The following is a 15292-nucleotide window of genomic DNA, read 5'->3' as shown; positions in this document are numbered from 1 at the left end:
GTTCCCGGGGAACCTTTCTCAGCGGCCCCGTTCGCCACCATCGCCTCCGCTCCCCTCCGCCGCTTCCGCCGCGGTCGGCGATTCGCCGACCGCGGGTGGACCCGCTACCGGCGGCCATGGTACGTATAACGGCGGACGTTATACGTAAAACTTGTTACGGGACCCGCAGAGAGAGGGGCAGGCATGGCGGCCGGCTACGGGGATCTGCTGCGCACCCGGCATACGGCACGACTGCTCGTCGGCACGCTGATGGGGCGGCTGCCGAACGCCACCGCCGCGCTCGCCGTGCTCCTCTTCTCGCGCGCCGAGGGCGGCAGCTACGCCCTCGCCGGGGCGCTGTCGGCCGTCTACGGCGTGGCCAACGCCATCGGGCAGCCGCTGCTGGGCCGGGCGGTGGACCACCTCGGCCAGCCCCGCGTGATGTTCCCCGCCGCCGTGGTCTCGGCGCTCGGGATGGTGCTGTTCGCCGTCGTCGGGCTCGACCCGCTGCCCGTGGCGTACGCCGCGATGCTCATCGCGGGCCTGTTCACCCCACCGCTGGAGGGCGGGCTGCGGGCCCTGTGGCCGGCGGTGCTGCGGCGCGAGGACCAGGTGCACACGGCGTACGCGCTGGACGCCGTGGCCCAGGAGGTGATGTTCTGCGTCGGCCCGCTGCTGGTCACCCTGGTCGTGACCGCGTGGTCGGAGGCGGCGGCGCTGCTGGTGATCAACGCCATCGGCGTCCTGGGCGCGCTGTCCGTCGTCGTGTCGCCGCCCTCCCGGCGGTGGCGCTCCGGGCCGCGCGAGGCGCACTGGCTGGGCGCGCTGCGCTCGCCCGGGCTGCTGGTTCTGCTCGGCTCGTTCTTCTTCATCGGCCTCGCCCTCGGGGCGATCGCGGTGGCCTCGGTGGCGTACGCCGACGAGCACGGCGGCGGCATGGTCGCCAGCTATCTGCTGTCCGCGCTGGGCGGGGGCGCGCTGCTCGGTGGCGTCGTCTACGGCGCCCGCACCTGGCCCGGCTCGCCCGAACGGCGGCTGCGGCTGCTCGTGGCCGCGCTCGCGCTCGGCTATGTGCCGCTGACGCTGGTGCCCGGCGTCGCCGCCATGACGGTGCTGGCCGGGGTGGCGGGCGTGTTCCTGGCCCCGGCGCTCGCGTGCGCGTTCGTGGTCGTCGACCGCCACGCCCCCTCCGGCACGGTCACCGAGGCGTTCTCCTGGCTGGTGACGACCTTCGTGGTCGGCAACGCGGTAGGGACGGCCGCCGGGGGGCCCGCCGTCGAGCTCGGCGGCACCGGCCCCGGTTTCGCGGTCCCCGCGGCCGCCGGAGCGGCGGCGCTCGCCGTGCTGCTGGCCGCCCAGCGGTTCCTCCTGGACCCGGTGCGGCGGCCGCCGCACCCGGCGGCGGGGGCGACGCTCGAGCCAACGCCGGGTGAACCCTGCGCGGAAAATGATCGCAACCGTGCCGTCGAACCCGGTTTCAGAGCAGGCCATCAGGCGTAATGTTCAGGCATGGACCGCCGCATTTTCGGGCTGGAGAACGAGTACGGCGTCACGTGCACATTCAGGGGACAGCGTCGGCTGTCTCCTGACGAAGTGGCGCGCTACCTCTTCCGCCGTGTCGTCTCGTGGGGCCGCAGCAGCAATGTCTTCCTGCGCAACGGCGCCCGCCTCTATCTCGACGTGGGCTCGCACCCGGAATACGCAACCCCCGAGTGCGACAACGTGACCGAGCTGGTCACCCACGACAAGGCAGGCGAGCGCATTCTCGAGGGTCTGCTCGTGGACGCCGAGCGCCGCCTGCACGAGGAGGGAATCGCGGGCGACGTCTATCTGTTCAAGAACAACACCGACTCGGCGGGCAACTCCTATGGCTGCCATGAGAACTATCTGGTGGCTCGCCACGGGGAGTTCTCCCGGCTCGCCGACATTCTCATCCCGTTCCTGGTGACGCGGCAGCTGCTCTGCGGTGCGGGCAAGGTGCTCCAGACCCCGCGCGGTGCGGTCTACTGCGTCAGCCAGCGCGCCGAGCACATCTGGGAGGGCGTCAGCTCCGCGACGACGCGCTCCAGGCCGATCATCAACACCCGCGACGAGCCGCACGCCGACGCCGAGCGTTACCGCCGGCTGCATGTCATCGTGGGTGACTCCAACATGTCCGAGACCACCATGCTGCTCAAGGTCGGCGCCACCGACCTCGTGCTCCGCATGATCGAGGCGGGCACGGTGATGCGCGACCTGACCCTGGAGAACCCGATCCGGGCCATCCGGGAGGTCAGCCACGACATCACCGGGCAGCGGAAGGTGCGGCTGGCCAGCGGCCGCGAGGCCTCCGCCCTGGAGGTCCAGCAGGAGTACTACGAGAAGGCCGTCGACTTCTGCGAGCGCCGTGGCATCCGCACCGGCACGGTCGAGCGCGTCCTGGAGCTGTGGGGCCGCGCCCTCGACGCGATCCGCACCGAGGATCTCGACCGCATCGCGACCGAGATCGACTGGGTCATGAAGTACCAGCTCATCGAGCGGTACCGGGCCAAGAACAACATCACCATGTCGCATCCGCGCATCGCCCAGATAGACCTCGCCTATCACGACATCCACCGCCGCCGAGGGCTCTACTACCTCCTGGAGAAGCGCGGTCAGGCGGCCCGGGTGTGCAACGACTTGAAAATCTTCGAGGGCAAGTCGGTGCCACCGCAGACCACCCGCGCCCGGCTGCGCGGCGACTTCATCCGGCGCGCCCAGGAGCAGCGCCGCGATTTCACGGTGGACTGGGTGCATCTCAAGCTCAATGACCAGGCGCAGCGCACCGTGCTGTGCAAGGACCCGTTCCGGTCGGTCGATGACCGGGTGGAGAAACTCATCGCCGGTATGTGACATGGCAGTCGGCTTATGTTCCCCGCGGGCCCCGTGCGTTCCCCGGACGGGGCCCGCGGTACGTCGTAGAGTGGCGCGCGTTGTCCATCGAAAGATCTACCGAACGAGGACCCCGTGCGCCGACGCTCCGTACTTCTTGCCGTGCCCGCGGGCCTGCTCACCCTCGCGGGCTGCGGTGACGACAAATCAGGATCTGAGAAGGCCAAGCCGTCCGAGGAGCCCAGCAGCCCGTCGGCGGCCCCCACCGGCAAGGTGGTCAATGGCCCGGTGCCCCCCATTACCGACGGCAAGAAGTTCGGTGAGAAGCCGAAGGTGGCCAAGGGTTCGGGGAAGCCGTCCTCCGATCTGGCGGTCAAGACGGTCACCGAGGGGCACGGCCCGAAGGTGGTCAAGAAGGACTTTCTCAAGGTCAACTATCTGGGCCAGATCTGGAGCACCGGGAAGGTCGTCGACAACTCCTGGGACAAGAAGAAGCCCGCCGTCTTCCAGCTCGGCACCGGCCAGGTCATCCCCGGCTGGGACCGGGCGCTGGTCGGCCGGAAGGTCGGCAGCCGGCTGGAGGTGGCCGTCCCGCCCGCGTACGCCTACGGCAAGCAGGGCCAGCCGCAGGCCGGTATCAAGGGCACCGACACCCTGGTGTTCGTCATCGACATCATCGAACGCTACAACGCCAAGAGCTCGGCCAAGGGCAAGAAGGTGGCGCAGGAGAACAAGGATCTGCCCAAGGTGTCCGACAACACCGACGGCAAGCCCCCCACCATCACCGTCCCGAAGAAGCCCGCGCCGAAGAAGCTGGTCTCCGAGTACGTCATCGAGGGCGACGGCCCGAAGGTGAAGAAGACCGACGCCCTGCTCGTCCAGTACAAGGGCGTGCTCTGGGACAACGGCAAGGAGTTCGACTCCACGTACAAGCGGGGCGAGCTCGCCCAGTTCTCCCTGCAGCAGGTCGTCAAGGGCTGGTCGCAGGGGCTGACCGGCAAGAAGGTCGGCAGCCGGGTGCTGATCGTCGTGCCCCCGGAGCTGGGCTACGGGAAGAAGGCCCAGAAGGGTATCCCGGCCAACTCCACGCTGGTGTTCTCCGTGGACATCCTGTCGGTTCTGTAGCCTGTGCGGGTTGCCCACAACGTAACGAGGAGCACTTTCGTGAGCATCGAAAAGCCCGAGGTCGACTTCCCGGGTGGCGAGCCGCCGGCCGAGCTGGAGATCAAGGACATCTGGGAGGGCGACGGACCCGCCGCCAAGGCCGGCGACAACATCGCCGTGCACTACGTCGGCGTGGCCTTCAGCACCGGCGAGGAGTTCGACGCGAGCTACAACCGGAACACCCCGCTGCGGATCCAGCTCGGTGTCGGCCAGGTCATCCCGGGCTGGGACCAGGGACTGCAGGGCATGAAGGTCGGCGGCCGTCGGCAGCTGATCATCCCGCCGCACCTGGCCTACGGTGACCGTGGCGCCGGCGGCGGCCGGATCAAGCCGGGCGAGTCGCTGATCTTCGTCTGCGACCTGGTCTCCGCCTGAGGCCACCGCGAGCCGGCGCCGAGGGTCTCTGCCCACTGGGCAGGGGCCCTCGGCTTTTGCCGCGCGTCCCCGGAGCGGTACGGTCACGTGCGTAAGGTCACCGAGAAAGGGCGTCGATGGCGATTGCCAAGGCCGAGCGGCTGATGAACCTGGCGCTGTGCCTGCTGGGGACCCGGCGCCCGCTGACCAAACGGGAGCTGCGGGACTCCATAGAGGCCTACCGGGAGAGTGCCGCGGCCGGCGCGGCCAGCGACGACGCCTTCAACCGCATGTTCGAGCGCGACAAGGACGATCTGCGCGAACTCGGACTGGTCATCGAAACGGTCGAGGGGCTCGACGGCGACACCGGCTATCTCGCCCGCCGCGACAGCAACCGCCTCCCGCCCATCACCCTGGACGCCGAGGAGGCCGCCGCCCTCGGCCTCGCCGCGAAGGTCTGGCAGCAGGCCCGGCTCGCGGGCGCCGCCAGCGGCGCGCTGCAAAAGCTGCGCGCCGCCGGGATGCCGGTCGCCGATGATCCGTACGACACCTCCGCGCACAGCGCTCTGGAGCCGCGCATCCCGGTCCATGAGACCGCCTTCGAGCCACTGATGCTCGCCTGCCGCGACCGCCGCCCCGTCGTCTTCGACTACCGCAAGGCGAACGCCGCCCGGCCCGAGCAGCGCCAGGTCGAGCCCTGGACGCTGGAGTGCTGGCGAGGCCACTGGTACCTCGCCGGATGGGACCGCGAGCGCGCCGCCGAGCGGGTCTTCCGGCTCTCCCGGATCACCGGCCGGGTCCGGCTGCGCTCCGGCGCCTACACCGCCGAGGTGCCCGACCACTCGACCGTCCGCGAGACGGTGGAGAGCTGGGCGGGCGAGACCGCCACCGGCACCGCCCGGATCCGGCTGCGCTCCGGGCAGGGCTACCCGCTGCGGACCCGGGCGCTGTCCAGCCGGCCGGCCGACGCGGACGACGGCTGGGACGAGTTGGAGATCCCGTACGGACACGGGCTGGACGCCTGGCTCGTGGAGTTCGGCCCGGACGTGGTCGTACTGGCGCCCGACGAGCTGCGGGCGGATGTCGTGGACCGGCTGCGCGCCGTGGCCAAGGGCTGAGGGGACGGACCGACTTCACCATGGCCGGAAACGCCATTGACCAGACCCGCCGGATGCTCTCCCTGGTGACGTATCTGCGCGAGCGCCCCGGCGCCCGCGTCGCCGACGTCGCCCGCGCCTTCGGGATCAGCGAGGACGAGCTGATCGCCGACCTCGATGTGCTGCCGCTGTGCGGCACCAGCTTCCGCGGCGGGGATCTGCTGGACATCGACACCGACGGCGAGCGCATCTGGTGGCACAACCCCGACGATGTGGCCGAGCCGCTGCGGCTGGCCGCCGACGAGGCCACCGCGCTGCTCGTCGCCGCCCGCGCCGTCGCCACCCTCCCCGGGCTGCGCGAGGGCGACCGGGACGCACTGCTGCGTGCCACCGCCAAGCTGGAAGCGGCGGCGGGCGAGGCGGCGGGCGCCAGCTCCCGGCTCTCGGTCACCTTCGAATCCGAGGGCGGCGTCTTCGCCGACGTCGACCGGGCCATCTCCGAGCGCCGCCGGCTGTGGCTGCGCTACTACTCGCCCGCCCGCGACGAGCTCACCGAGCGCGAAGTGGACCCGATCCGGCTGTTCGCCGTCGGCCACACCTATATGGAGGCCTGGTGCCGTCTCTCGGAGGCGCGGCGGACCTTCCGGCTGGACCGGGTCGTGGAGATCAAGCTGCTCGACGAGGCGTCCGACCCGCCGCCGATCGAGCTGCGCGATCTGTCCGAGCTCTCCACCGCCCTGGTGCAGACCAACGCCGAGGACCCCGAGGTGGTCGTCGAGACCGGCCCCGGCGGGCGCTGGGTCGCCGAGTACTACCCGCACGACCGCGCGGAGGAGCTGCCCGACGGCGGCCTCAGGATCACGCTGCGCACCCCCGAGCCCGGCTCGCTGCGCCGGCTGGCGCTGCGGCTCGGCAGGGACGGCCGGATCGTCTCGCCGCAGGGGCTCGCGGACAGCGCGCGGGACGCGGCGCAGCGGGCGCTCGCGGCGTACGGCGAGTGAAGGGACGCACACAGTGACCGCTCGGGGGAGTGCCGCTTCGGTGATCTTCAAGGCAGCATGTCCGGAGTGCCGCGGCCGGTTCGAGCTGGCCGCCGGCGCGCTGCGGCTGGCGATCGGGGCCAGTGACCGTACCACCTTCTACTCCTTCACCTGCCCCGATTGCGGCAGCGCGGTGCGCAAACCGGCGGGGGAGCGGATCGTGGAGCTGCTCACCGGCGGCGGGGTGCGTACGCTGCGGCTGCACTCCACCGTCTAGGCTCGGCGCATGCTCTGGCCGATGCTCGCCCTCGCCCTCGCCTTCTGCGGAATCGCCGTCCTCGCCGTGCTCTCCGTACGGGTCTACGCGGAGGTGCGCAGGCTGGCCCGGCAGGTCTCGGACAGCTCGCAGCGGATCACCCGGGCCGCCGAGGACCTGGAGCGGGCCGCGGCGCCGCTGGGCTCGCAGGTGGACGCCCTGCGCCGGAGTGACAAGTGACAGCCGCTGACAGGCCCTCTCCTGTCGCACAGGAACGGCGGGTAGGCTGGGAATTTGTGGCCCTGGTAACGAGGCGGAGGGCCGCAACCAGGCGTCCGCATGGGGATTGCCCCCGGTTCACCCCCGCGCGCTACGATCGCTGACAGCACGGCTGCCGGACACCTGTCCGACCGGTCGGGCAGCCCCACCCCCAGCCGCCTCGGTGAGAAGGTAGACGCTTATGTTCGGAAGGCTCGGCGCTCCCGAGATCATTCTCATCCTTGTCGTCATCGTGCTGCTGTTCGGTGCGAAGAAGCTCCCGGACATGGCGCGCTCGCTGGGCAAGTCGGCCCGCATCCTCAAGAGCGAGGCCAAGGCGATGAAGTCGGACGGTCAGCAGCAGCAGAACGCGCCGGCCGACCCGCCGGACCCGGGCCAGGACCAGGGCGCGCACCGTACGATCCAGGCCGCCCCGGGCGATGTCACCAGCGCGCGCCCGGTGTCCGAGCCGAGCGACCAGACCACCAAGCGCTGACCCGGGGCCACTTGACGGCGGCGCCGACGGCCGCCGCCGGACGCACGAGATGAGGACGTGGGTTGCTCAAGTCTGCCCGCAAGAAGGAGAAGGACCCCGAGGGGCGGATGCCCCTCGCCGAGCACCTGCGTGAGCTGCGCAACCGGTTGCTCAAATCGGTCCTGGCGATCTGTGTCGTCACGGTCGTGGCGATGTTCTCCTACATGGACATCGTCGACTTCCTGATGAAGCCGGTGCTGGGCTCCGTCGGTTGCGGCGGGGTCACCCTGTCCGAGCTCTCGGCCCACGACGCCGCACAGAAGTGCGCGTACTTCACCGTGAACGGTCTGCTGTCGCCGTTCACGATCATGCTGAAGGTCTCCTTCACCACCGGCGTGGTGCTCGCCACCCCGGTCTGGCTGTATCAGCTCTGGGCCTTCCTCGCGCCCGGTCTGCACCGCAACGAGAAGAAGTACGGCCTGTTCTTCGTCGGCCTCGGAGCGCCGCTCTTCGTCGGCGGCGCCTTCTTCGCGTACAAGATCCTTCCGGCCAGTGCCAAGGTGCTGCTCGGCTTCACGCCCAGCGGGGCGAACAACCTCCTGCCGCTCGACGACTTCCTCGATCTGCTCGCCCGCATGATCGTCGTCTTCGGGCTGGCCTTCGAGCTTCCCCTGCTGTTGATCCTGCTGAACTTCACCGGCATCCTCAGCGGCCGCAAGATGTTCGGCTGGTGGCGGGGCATGATCATGGGCATCACGGTCTTCGGCGCCATCGCCACCCCGAGCACCGACCCCATCGGCATGTTCGCCCTGGCCGGACCGGTCACCGTGCTCTACTTCTTCGCCTGTGCCGTCGCCCTGCTCAACGACCGGCGCAAGGCGCGCCGCCGGGCCGCCGACCCCGACTTCCACCTGGACGACGACGAGGCCTCGCGGCTGGACCTGACGCCCGAGGGCGTCGGGGACACCGAGCGGGTCGGCGCGGGTCCGGCCGAGCTGCCCAGCGGGGACGACCCCGGCCCCGCCCGGCGGGGCGGCTACGACGACGTCACCTAAGCGGATGCGGTGAAGTTCGCCGCTGATCCCTCACCGTTCGGCCTGGCCGAGGGCTTGGACGCCGAGAAGGATCAGCACTTGACTTCGCCGTAACCGCTTAGGACGTCCCCCAGGACGTCTCCCAGGACGTCTCCCAGGACGTCTCCCAGGACGTCTCCCAGGACGTCATCCAGGACGTCACCTCACCGGCGCACCGGCGGGCCCGCCCGATAAGATCCGCGAGTGACCTGCGACATCGCTCTCTTCGTCAACCCCACGGCGGGCCGGGGGCGCGGCGCCCGCGCCGCCCAGCCGGCCGCCCGGGTGCTGCGGGACGCCGGATTCCGCGTACGGACCGTCCTGGGCGCTGACGCCGCCGACGCCCTGCGGCGGGCCCGTGCGGTGGTGGCGGAGGGGACCGGAGCGCTGATCGCCGTCGGCGGTGACGGCATGGTCTCGCTCGCGCTCCAGGCCGTCGCCGGGACGGCGACCCCGCTCGGCGTGGTCGCGGCGGGCACCGGCAATGACTTCGCCCGGACGGCCGGACTGCCGGTGCGCGACCCGGCCGCGGCGGCGCGGGCCATCGCCGACTCGCTCAAGGGGGACGGCGGCCGCCCCGTCGATCTGGGGCGGGTGGGGGACGTCTGGTTCGGTACCGTCCTGGCCTCCGGTTTCGACTCCCGGGTCAACGACCGGGGCAACCGGAGGCGATGGCCCGGCGGACGGCTCCGCTACGACCTCGCGATGCTCGCCGAGCTGGCCGGGCTGCGGTCCTTCCGCTACCGGATGCGGCTCGACGACGGGCCGCAGCGGGAGGTCGAGGCCACCTTGATCGCGGTCGGCAACGGCGGTGCGTACGGCGGCGGGATGCGGATCTGCGCGGACGCCCGCCTCGACGACGGGCTCTTCGACGTCACCGTCGTCGGCCCCTGCTCCCGCACCACCCTGCTGACGGTCTTCCCGCGCGTCTACCGGGGCAGCCATCTGGACCACCCCGCGGTCACCACCCACCGGGCGGCCTCCATATCCCTGGCAGCCGAGGATCTCACCGCGTATGCGGACGGTGAGCGGATCGGGCCGCTGCCGGTCACCGCCCGCACCGTGCCCGGCGCCGTGCGGCTCCTCGGCGGCTGACCGCGCTCCCGGTACCGGAGCCCGGTACAAAGCCCGAATAAAGATCGCGTGCACTGTCGGAGGCGGCCGGTAGGCTCGTACATACGATGACCGACGAGCTATCTCCCGCCGAGCGCTATGCCGCGTCCCGCGTCCGGGCCGCCGAGCAGGCCACCGCGCTGGCCCCCTTCCGCGAGATGTACGACTTCGCGCTGGACCCCTTCCAGATCGAGGCGTGCCAGGCCCTGGAGGCCGGCAAGGGCGTGCTGGTCGCCGCCCCCACCGGCTCGGGCAAGACCATCGTGGGCGAGTTCGCCGTCCACCTGGCGCTCACCCAGGGCCGCAAGTGCTTCTACACCACGCCCATCAAGGCGCTGTCGAACCAGAAGTACGCCGACCTGGTCAAGCGCTACGGCGCCGACAAGGTCGGCCTGCTCACCGGCGACAACAGCGTCAACTCCGAGGCCCCGGTGGTCGTCATGACCACCGAAGTCCTGCGGAACATGCTCTACGCGGGCTCCCAGTCGCTGCTCGGCCTCGGCTATGTGGTGATGGACGAGGTGCACTACCTCTCCGACCGGTTCCGCGGCGCCGTCTGGGAAGAGGTCATCATCCACCTCCCGGAGTCGGTGACGCTGGTGTCACTGTCCGCGACGGTCTCCAACGCCGAGGAGTTCGGCGACTGGCTCGACACCGTCCGCGGCGACACCGAGGTGATCGTCTCCGAGCACCGGCCCGTGCCACTGTGGCAGCACGTCCTCGCAGGCCGCCGGATGTACGACCTCTTCGAGGAGAAGAGCGGCCAGGACGGCGACCAGAACGGCCGCCGCGAGGTCAACCCCGACCTGGTCCGGCTCGCCCGGATGGAGAACACCCGGCCCTCTTTCGGCCGCGACAAGCGTCGCGGCCGGAACATGCGGGAGGCCGACCGCGAGCGCGAGCGCCGTCAGCGCAGCCGGATCTGGACCCCCGGCCGCCCCGAGGTCATCGACCGGCTCGACTCCGAGGGGCTGCTGCCCGCCATCACCTTCATCTTCAGCCGCGCGGGCTGCGAAGCGGCCGTCCAGCAGTGCCTGTACGCGGGGCTGCGGCTCAACGACGACGCCGCCCGCGCCCAGGTCCGGGCGATAGTCGAGGAGCGCACCGCCGGCATCCCCGACGAAGACCTCCACGTGCTGGGGTACTTCGAGTGGCTGGAGGGCCTCGAGCGAGGCATCGCCGCCCACCACGCCGGAATGCTCCCCACCTTCAAGGAAGTTGTCGAGGAGCTGTTCGTCCGCGGCCTGGTCAAGGCCGTCTTCGCCACCGAGACCCTGGCGCTCGGCATCAACATGCCCGCGCGCTCGGTGGTGTTGGAGAAGCTCGTCAAGTGGAACGGCGAGACGCACGCCGACATCACCCCCGGCGAGTACACCCAGCTGACCGGCCGGGCCGGGCGGCGCGGCATCGACGTCGAGGGCCATGCCGTGGTGCTGTGGCAGCGCGCCATGGACCCCGCCGCCCTCGCGGGCCTCGCCGGGACGCGCACCTATCCGCTGCGCTCCTCCTTCAAGCCGTCGTACAACATGGCGGTCAATCTCGTCTCGCAGTTCGGGCGGCACCGCTCGCGTGAGCTGCTGGAGACCTCCTTCGCGCAGTTCCAGGCAGACAAGGCGGTCGTCGGGATCTCCCGCCAGGTGCAGCGCAACGAGGAGGGGCTGGAGGGCTACCGCGCCTCCATGACCTGCCACCTCGGCGACTTCGAGGAGTACGCGCGGCTGCGCCGCGAGCTCAAGGACCGCGAGACCGAGCTGGCCCGGCAGGGCGTGGCGCAGCGGCGCGCGGCCGCCGCGGTCGCGCTGGAGAAGCTCCGTCCGGGCGATGTCATCCATGTGCCCACCGGCAAGTTCGCCGGGCTCGCGCTGGTGCTGGACCCCGGGCTGCCCGCCGGGCGGTCCAACGGCCACCGCGGTTTCGAGCACCACGACGGGCCACGGCCGCTGGTGCTCACTGCCGAGCGCCAGGTCAAGCGGCTGGCCTCGATCGACTTCCCGGTGCCGGTCGAGGCGCTGGACCGGATGCGGATCCCCAAGTCCTTCAACCCGCGCAGCCCCCAGTCCCGCCGGGATCTGGCTTCCGCGCTGCGGAACAAGGCCGGCCACCACGATGTGCGGCGCCACCGCAAGGAGCGCTCGCCCGCCGCCGACGACGCAGAGATCTCGCGGCTGCGCGCCGCCCTGCGCGCGCACCCCTGCCACGGCTGCTCCGACCGCGAGGACCACGCCCGCTGGGGCGAGCGCTACCAGCGGCTGCTGCGCGACACCCGGCAGCTGGAGCGGCGCATCGAGGGCCGTACGAACACCATCGCCCGCACCTTCGACCGGATCTACGCCCTGCTGTCCGAGCTCGGCTATCTGCGCGGTGACGAGGTCACCGAGGAGGGCAAGCGGCTGGCCCGGCTCTACGGCGAGCTGGACCTGCTGGCCAGCGAGTGTCTGCGCGAGGGCGTCTGGGAGGGCCTGCCGCCCGCCGAGCTCGCGGCCTGCGCCTCGGCGCTCGTCTACGAGGCGCGGGCGGCCGACGACGCGCTGCCGCCCAAGCTGCCCCCGGGCCGCGCCAAGGACGCGCTCGGCGAAATGGTCCGGATCTGGGGGCGGCTGGACGCCCTGGAGGAGGAGCACAGGATCAACCAGGCGGAGGGCGTCGGACAGCGCGAGCCGGACCTCGGCTTCGCCTGGGCCGCCTACCGCTGGGCCTCCGGGCACGGGCTGGACGAGGTGTTGCGGGAAATCGACATGCCCGCCGGTGACTTCGTGCGCTGGACCAAGCAACTGATCGATGTGCTCGGCCAGATCGCGGCGGCGGCCCCCGAGGGCACGGTGGCGCGCAACGCCCGCCGGGCGGTCGATGGGCTGCTGCGCGGCGTGGTGGCGTACTCCTCGGTGGGCTGACCCGGCCGACTCAGGACGGGTCGTAGGTGTAGGGGAGGGCGTTGCTGTTCCCGGCCGGGGTATGGGCCACCACGTTGACCGTCCCGGCCGCCCCGGGCGGGGATGTCGCGACGACCTGGGTGTCCGAGATCGCCGCGAAGGAGGCCGGGACGCCACCGAAGGTGACCGCGTCGGTGTAGGTCAGATTGGTGCCGTTCAGGACCACCGAGTCACCGCCGGTGTCCGAGCCATGGCTCGGGTTCAGGCTGGTGAGGACCGGTGCGCCGAGATAGGTGTAGTAGGGATTCCCGGTCGCCGCCGTGCTGGTGCCGCCGGGTGTGGTGACGGTGACCACGACCGTGCCGGACCCGGCCGGGGCGGTGACGGTCAGCTGGCTGTCGGAGATCACATTGATAGCGGTGGCCGGATTGCCCCCGAAGCTGACGGCGCTGGCGAGGGTCAGATTCGAGCCGAAGATGGTGACCGTGTTGGCCCCGGTGGCCGGGCCGAGATGCGGTGACAGATCGGTGACGGTAGGAGCGGCGATATAGAAGTACGGCAGCGGATTGCTGGTGCCGCCGGGCGTGGTGACCGTGACATTGACCGAGGACGGCGGCCCGGCGGGCGCGGTCGCGGTGATCTGCGTGGGGGTGTTGGTGAGGATGGTGGCGGGGGTGAGTCCGAACTTGACCGAGGTGGCGCTGGTGAGGTTGGTGCCGTTGATGGTGACGGTGTTGCCGCCGGAGGTCGGCCCCGCGGATGGGCTGAGGCTGCTGATCATGGGCGCGGGGGTGGCGATGTAGGTGTAGGGGAGGGCGTTGCTGGTGCCGCCGGGTGTGGTGACGGTGACGTTGGTGGTGCCGGCGCCGGCGGGGGCGGTGACGGTGATCTGGGTGGGGGTGTTGGTGAGGATGGTGGCGGGGGTGAGTCCGAACTTGACCGAGGTGGCGCTGGTGAGGTTGGTGCCGTTGATGGTGACCGTATTGCCGCCGGAGGTCGGCCCCGCGGATGGGCTGAGGCTGTTGATCATGGGTGCGGGGGTGGCGACGTAGGTGTAGGGGAGGGCGTTGCTGGTGCCGCCGGGTGTGGTGACGGTGACGTTGGTGGTGCCGGCGCCGGCGGGGGCGGTGACGGTGATCTGGGTGGGGGTGTTGGTGAGGATGGTGGCGGGGGTGAGTCCGAACTTCACCGAGGTGGCGCTGGTGAGGTTGGTGCCGTTGATGGTGACCGTATTGCCGCCGCCGGTGGGGCCGGAGGTGGGGCTGAGGCTGGTGAGGACGGGGGCGGCGACCGTGGTGTAAGTGAAGGGCACGTTCTGGGTGCTGGTTCCCGTCGACCCCGTGACCGTGACATTGACCGTGCCGGTCCCCGCGGGCGTCTTGGCCGTGATCTGAGTATTGCTCACGACGACCACGTTGGTGGCCAGGTTGGGGCCGAACCTGACCGCGGTGGCACCGGTGAAGCCGGAGCCGGTGATCGTGACGGAGGTGCCCCCGGCAGGAGCACCTTGGGCGGGGCTGACGCTGGTCACTACGGGGGCCATGGCTCTTCTCCTTCTCGTGCCGCTCGGGTGCCTCTCAGGCGGCCGCGCCCTGGCCGGCGGTGCTCGGCCAGGGCGCTGAGGGCGTCGCCGCTCGCCCGCGCCACGCACGCGGAACGGGGGCGACTGTGTGGTTGTGCCGTCGGTGCCCGGTCGTGGCCGACGGTCAGGTGATGGTGAAGGCCTGGGCGTTGGAGTTCCCACCGCAGGTGTGGACGGTGATGGTGCCGGCGCCGGTGGCCAGTCCGCCGGGCACGATGGCGGTGAGCTGGGTGTCGCCCACGGCGGTGAAGACGGCGGTGGCGGTGGCGGCGGCGCTGTCGGTGAACGTGACGGTGTCCACGCCCACGAAGCAGGTTCCGTTGATGACGACGGTGTCCCCCGCCGTGCCCGTGGTGGGAGCCACCGAGGTGATGGCCGGGGCCTTGTAGTAGTCGACCAGGGTGGTGCCCGAGGTGCTCGTGCCGCCGGCGGTGGTGATGGTGACCGCCTGGGTGGCCACACAGGGGACCTGCCCCGGGTTGGCCGGTGCGGTGAAGGTGACCTGGTTGGTCTGCGTGGGAGTGACCGCGACATTGCCGACCGTGCCCACCCCGACCTGCGTCCCGGTCAGGAAGTTGGTGCCGAAGAGCGTGACCGAACCGCCGGTGGCGGCCGGGACGCACACGGCGCTCAGGCCCGTGGTCGTCGGCGTGGCGATGACGAAGAACGGCAGCGCGTTGCTCGTTGCGCCGGCGCTGCTGGTCACGCTGACGGAGACCTGGCCGGAACAGGGGGCCGAGTTGGGCACGACAAAGGTGACCTGGGTGGCGGTGACGCCGGTCGGGGTGACCGTTGCCGAACCGAAGTTGACACGGGTGGTGGTGGCCAGGGCCGTGCCGTTGATCTGAACGGTGTCCCCGGGTTTGCCTTGGTTGGTGGTGGTCGTGGTGTCCACCAACGAGGTGATGGTTGCCATGAGCTTTCTCCTTCGGTCATGCCACTCCTCCGCAGACCGTTGGGGGCGCGGGAAGGCACGTCGCGCGGGCGGAAGGCGGCGACTTGGTGAGAAGACCCGTTGCCTCGGGGCCGGCACCTGGGGGACGGGCCATTCGATGGGAAGCGACGCGGCGCGATCACCACGGTGCGCCGTCAAGCTCGCTTGAATTGATTAAAGCGATCGAGTGAAGGGTGCGGCAGGTGCAATTGATGCACTGAGGAAGTCATATGAAAGTAGGGTTAAATCCGTGATAGGGGATTTCTCCGCCGGAGTGCGCCCCTCCCGGGTCGGCCGGCGGCATCGA

At 70.7% G+C, this 15292-nt stretch carries 14 protein-coding genes; 12 read left to right on the top strand and 2 right to left on the bottom strand.

From position 1 onward, the window contains the following. The first annotated feature begins 183 nt into the window (after positions 1–183). From ABZU99_RS26265 to ABZU99_RS26210, 12 genes are all read left to right on the top strand, one after another. The gene (locus tag ABZU99_RS26265; RefSeq protein WP_356050068.1) at positions 184–1479 is read left to right on the top strand and encodes an MFS transporter; all 1296 of its coding nucleotides are present in this window, start codon (positions 184–186) and stop codon (positions 1477–1479) included. 9 nt (positions 1480–1488) lie between these two features. Next, complete coding sequence (gene pafA, locus ABZU99_RS26260; protein ID WP_355949269.1) at positions 1489–2850, top strand: Pup--protein ligase; 1362 nt, start codon at positions 1489–1491, stop codon at positions 2848–2850. A gap of 114 nt (positions 2851–2964) precedes the next feature. Then, positions 2965–3954 (top strand): FKBP-type peptidyl-prolyl cis-trans isomerase, encoded by a 990-nt coding sequence (locus ABZU99_RS26255; protein ID WP_355949267.1) that lies wholly within the window; start codon positions 2965–2967, stop codon positions 3952–3954. Between the two features lie 39 nt (positions 3955–3993). Further along, the gene (locus tag ABZU99_RS26250) at positions 3994–4368 is read left to right on the top strand and encodes an FKBP-type peptidyl-prolyl cis-trans isomerase (RefSeq protein ID WP_355949263.1); all 375 of its coding nucleotides are present in this window, start codon (positions 3994–3996) and stop codon (positions 4366–4368) included. Between the two features lie 116 nt (positions 4369–4484). Then, positions 4485–5465 (top strand): WYL domain-containing protein, encoded by a 981-nt coding sequence (locus tag ABZU99_RS26245; RefSeq protein ID WP_355949260.1) that lies wholly within the window; start codon positions 4485–4487, stop codon positions 5463–5465. A gap of 20 nt (positions 5466–5485) precedes the next feature. Beyond that, positions 5486–6445, top strand: a complete 960-nt coding sequence (locus ABZU99_RS26240) for a WYL domain-containing protein (protein ID WP_355949258.1) — start codon at positions 5486–5488, stop codon at positions 6443–6445. Between the two features lie 13 nt (positions 6446–6458). Next, entirely contained in the window at positions 6459–6701 is a 243-nt protein-coding gene (locus tag ABZU99_RS26235) for a hypothetical protein (RefSeq protein WP_355949256.1), read from the top strand. Positions 6702–6710: 9 nt separating this feature from the next. Continuing rightward, positions 6711–6920: a hypothetical protein gene (locus ABZU99_RS26230; protein WP_356050064.1), complete on the top strand. Its 210-nt coding sequence runs from the start codon at positions 6711–6713 to the stop codon at positions 6918–6920. Between the two features lie 220 nt (positions 6921–7140). Continuing rightward, complete coding sequence (gene tatA, locus ABZU99_RS26225) at positions 7141–7434, top strand: Sec-independent protein translocase subunit TatA (protein ID WP_355949251.1); 294 nt, start codon at positions 7141–7143, stop codon at positions 7432–7434. A gap of 62 nt (positions 7435–7496) precedes the next feature. Continuing rightward, positions 7497–8468 carry a twin-arginine translocase subunit TatC gene (gene tatC / locus ABZU99_RS26220; RefSeq protein ID WP_356050062.1) on the top strand — a complete coding sequence of 324 codons (972 nt, stop codon included), beginning with the start codon at positions 7497–7499 and terminating at the stop codon, positions 8466–8468. A gap of 222 nt (positions 8469–8690) precedes the next feature. Continuing rightward, the gene (locus tag ABZU99_RS26215; protein ID WP_356050060.1) at positions 8691–9581 is read left to right on the top strand and encodes a diacylglycerol kinase; all 891 of its coding nucleotides are present in this window, start codon (positions 8691–8693) and stop codon (positions 9579–9581) included. An 86-nt stretch (positions 9582–9667) separates the two neighbouring features. Further along, positions 9668–12490 (top strand): DEAD/DEAH box helicase, encoded by a 2823-nt coding sequence (locus ABZU99_RS26210; protein WP_355949242.1) that lies wholly within the window; start codon positions 9668–9670, stop codon positions 12488–12490. A 10-nt stretch (positions 12491–12500) separates the two neighbouring features. Here ABZU99_RS26210 and ABZU99_RS26205 read toward each other — a convergent pair whose 3' ends face one another. Then, positions 12501–14012 carry an IPT/TIG domain-containing protein gene (locus ABZU99_RS26205; protein WP_356050058.1) on the bottom strand — a complete coding sequence of 504 codons (1512 nt, stop codon included), beginning with the start codon at positions 14010–14012 and terminating at the stop codon, positions 12501–12503. A 163-nt stretch (positions 14013–14175) separates the two neighbouring features. Continuing rightward, positions 14176–14967, bottom strand: coding sequence for an IPT/TIG domain-containing protein (locus tag ABZU99_RS26200; protein ID WP_356050056.1), 792 nt, complete (start codon positions 14965–14967; stop codon positions 14176–14178). Positions 14968–15292 lie beyond the last annotated feature (325 nt).

Source organism: Streptomyces sp. NPDC005266, assembly GCF_040607655.1.
Lineage (GTDB): Bacteria > Actinomycetota > Actinomycetes > Streptomycetales > Streptomycetaceae > Streptomyces.
This window is presented reverse-complemented; position numbering and strand designations above follow the sequence as displayed.

Coding starts and splice junctions, on each gene's coding strand:
- ABZU99_RS26265 (WP_356050068.1), top strand. CDS start 184: ATGGCGGCCGGCTACGGGGATCTGCTGCGCACCCGGCATACGGCACGA.
- pafA (WP_355949269.1), top strand. CDS start 1,489: ATGGACCGCCGCATTTTCGGGCTGGAGAACGAGTACGGCGTCACGTGC.
- ABZU99_RS26245 (WP_355949260.1), top strand. CDS start 4,485: ATGGCGATTGCCAAGGCCGAGCGGCTGATGAACCTGGCGCTGTGCCTG.
- ABZU99_RS26240 (WP_355949258.1), top strand. CDS start 5,486: ATGGCCGGAAACGCCATTGACCAGACCCGCCGGATGCTCTCCCTGGTG.
- ABZU99_RS26230 (WP_356050064.1), top strand. CDS start 6,711: ATGCTCTGGCCGATGCTCGCCCTCGCCCTCGCCTTCTGCGGAATCGCC.
- tatA (WP_355949251.1), top strand. CDS start 7,141: ATGTTCGGAAGGCTCGGCGCTCCCGAGATCATTCTCATCCTTGTCGTC.
- ABZU99_RS26210 (WP_355949242.1), top strand. CDS start 9,668: ATGACCGACGAGCTATCTCCCGCCGAGCGCTATGCCGCGTCCCGCGTC.
- ABZU99_RS26205 (WP_356050058.1), bottom strand. CDS start 14,012: ATGGCCCCCGTAGTGACCAGCGTCAGCCCCGCCCAAGGTGCTCCTGCC.
- ABZU99_RS26200 (WP_356050056.1), bottom strand. CDS start 14,967: ATGGCAACCATCACCTCGTTGGTGGACACCACGACCACCACCAACCAA.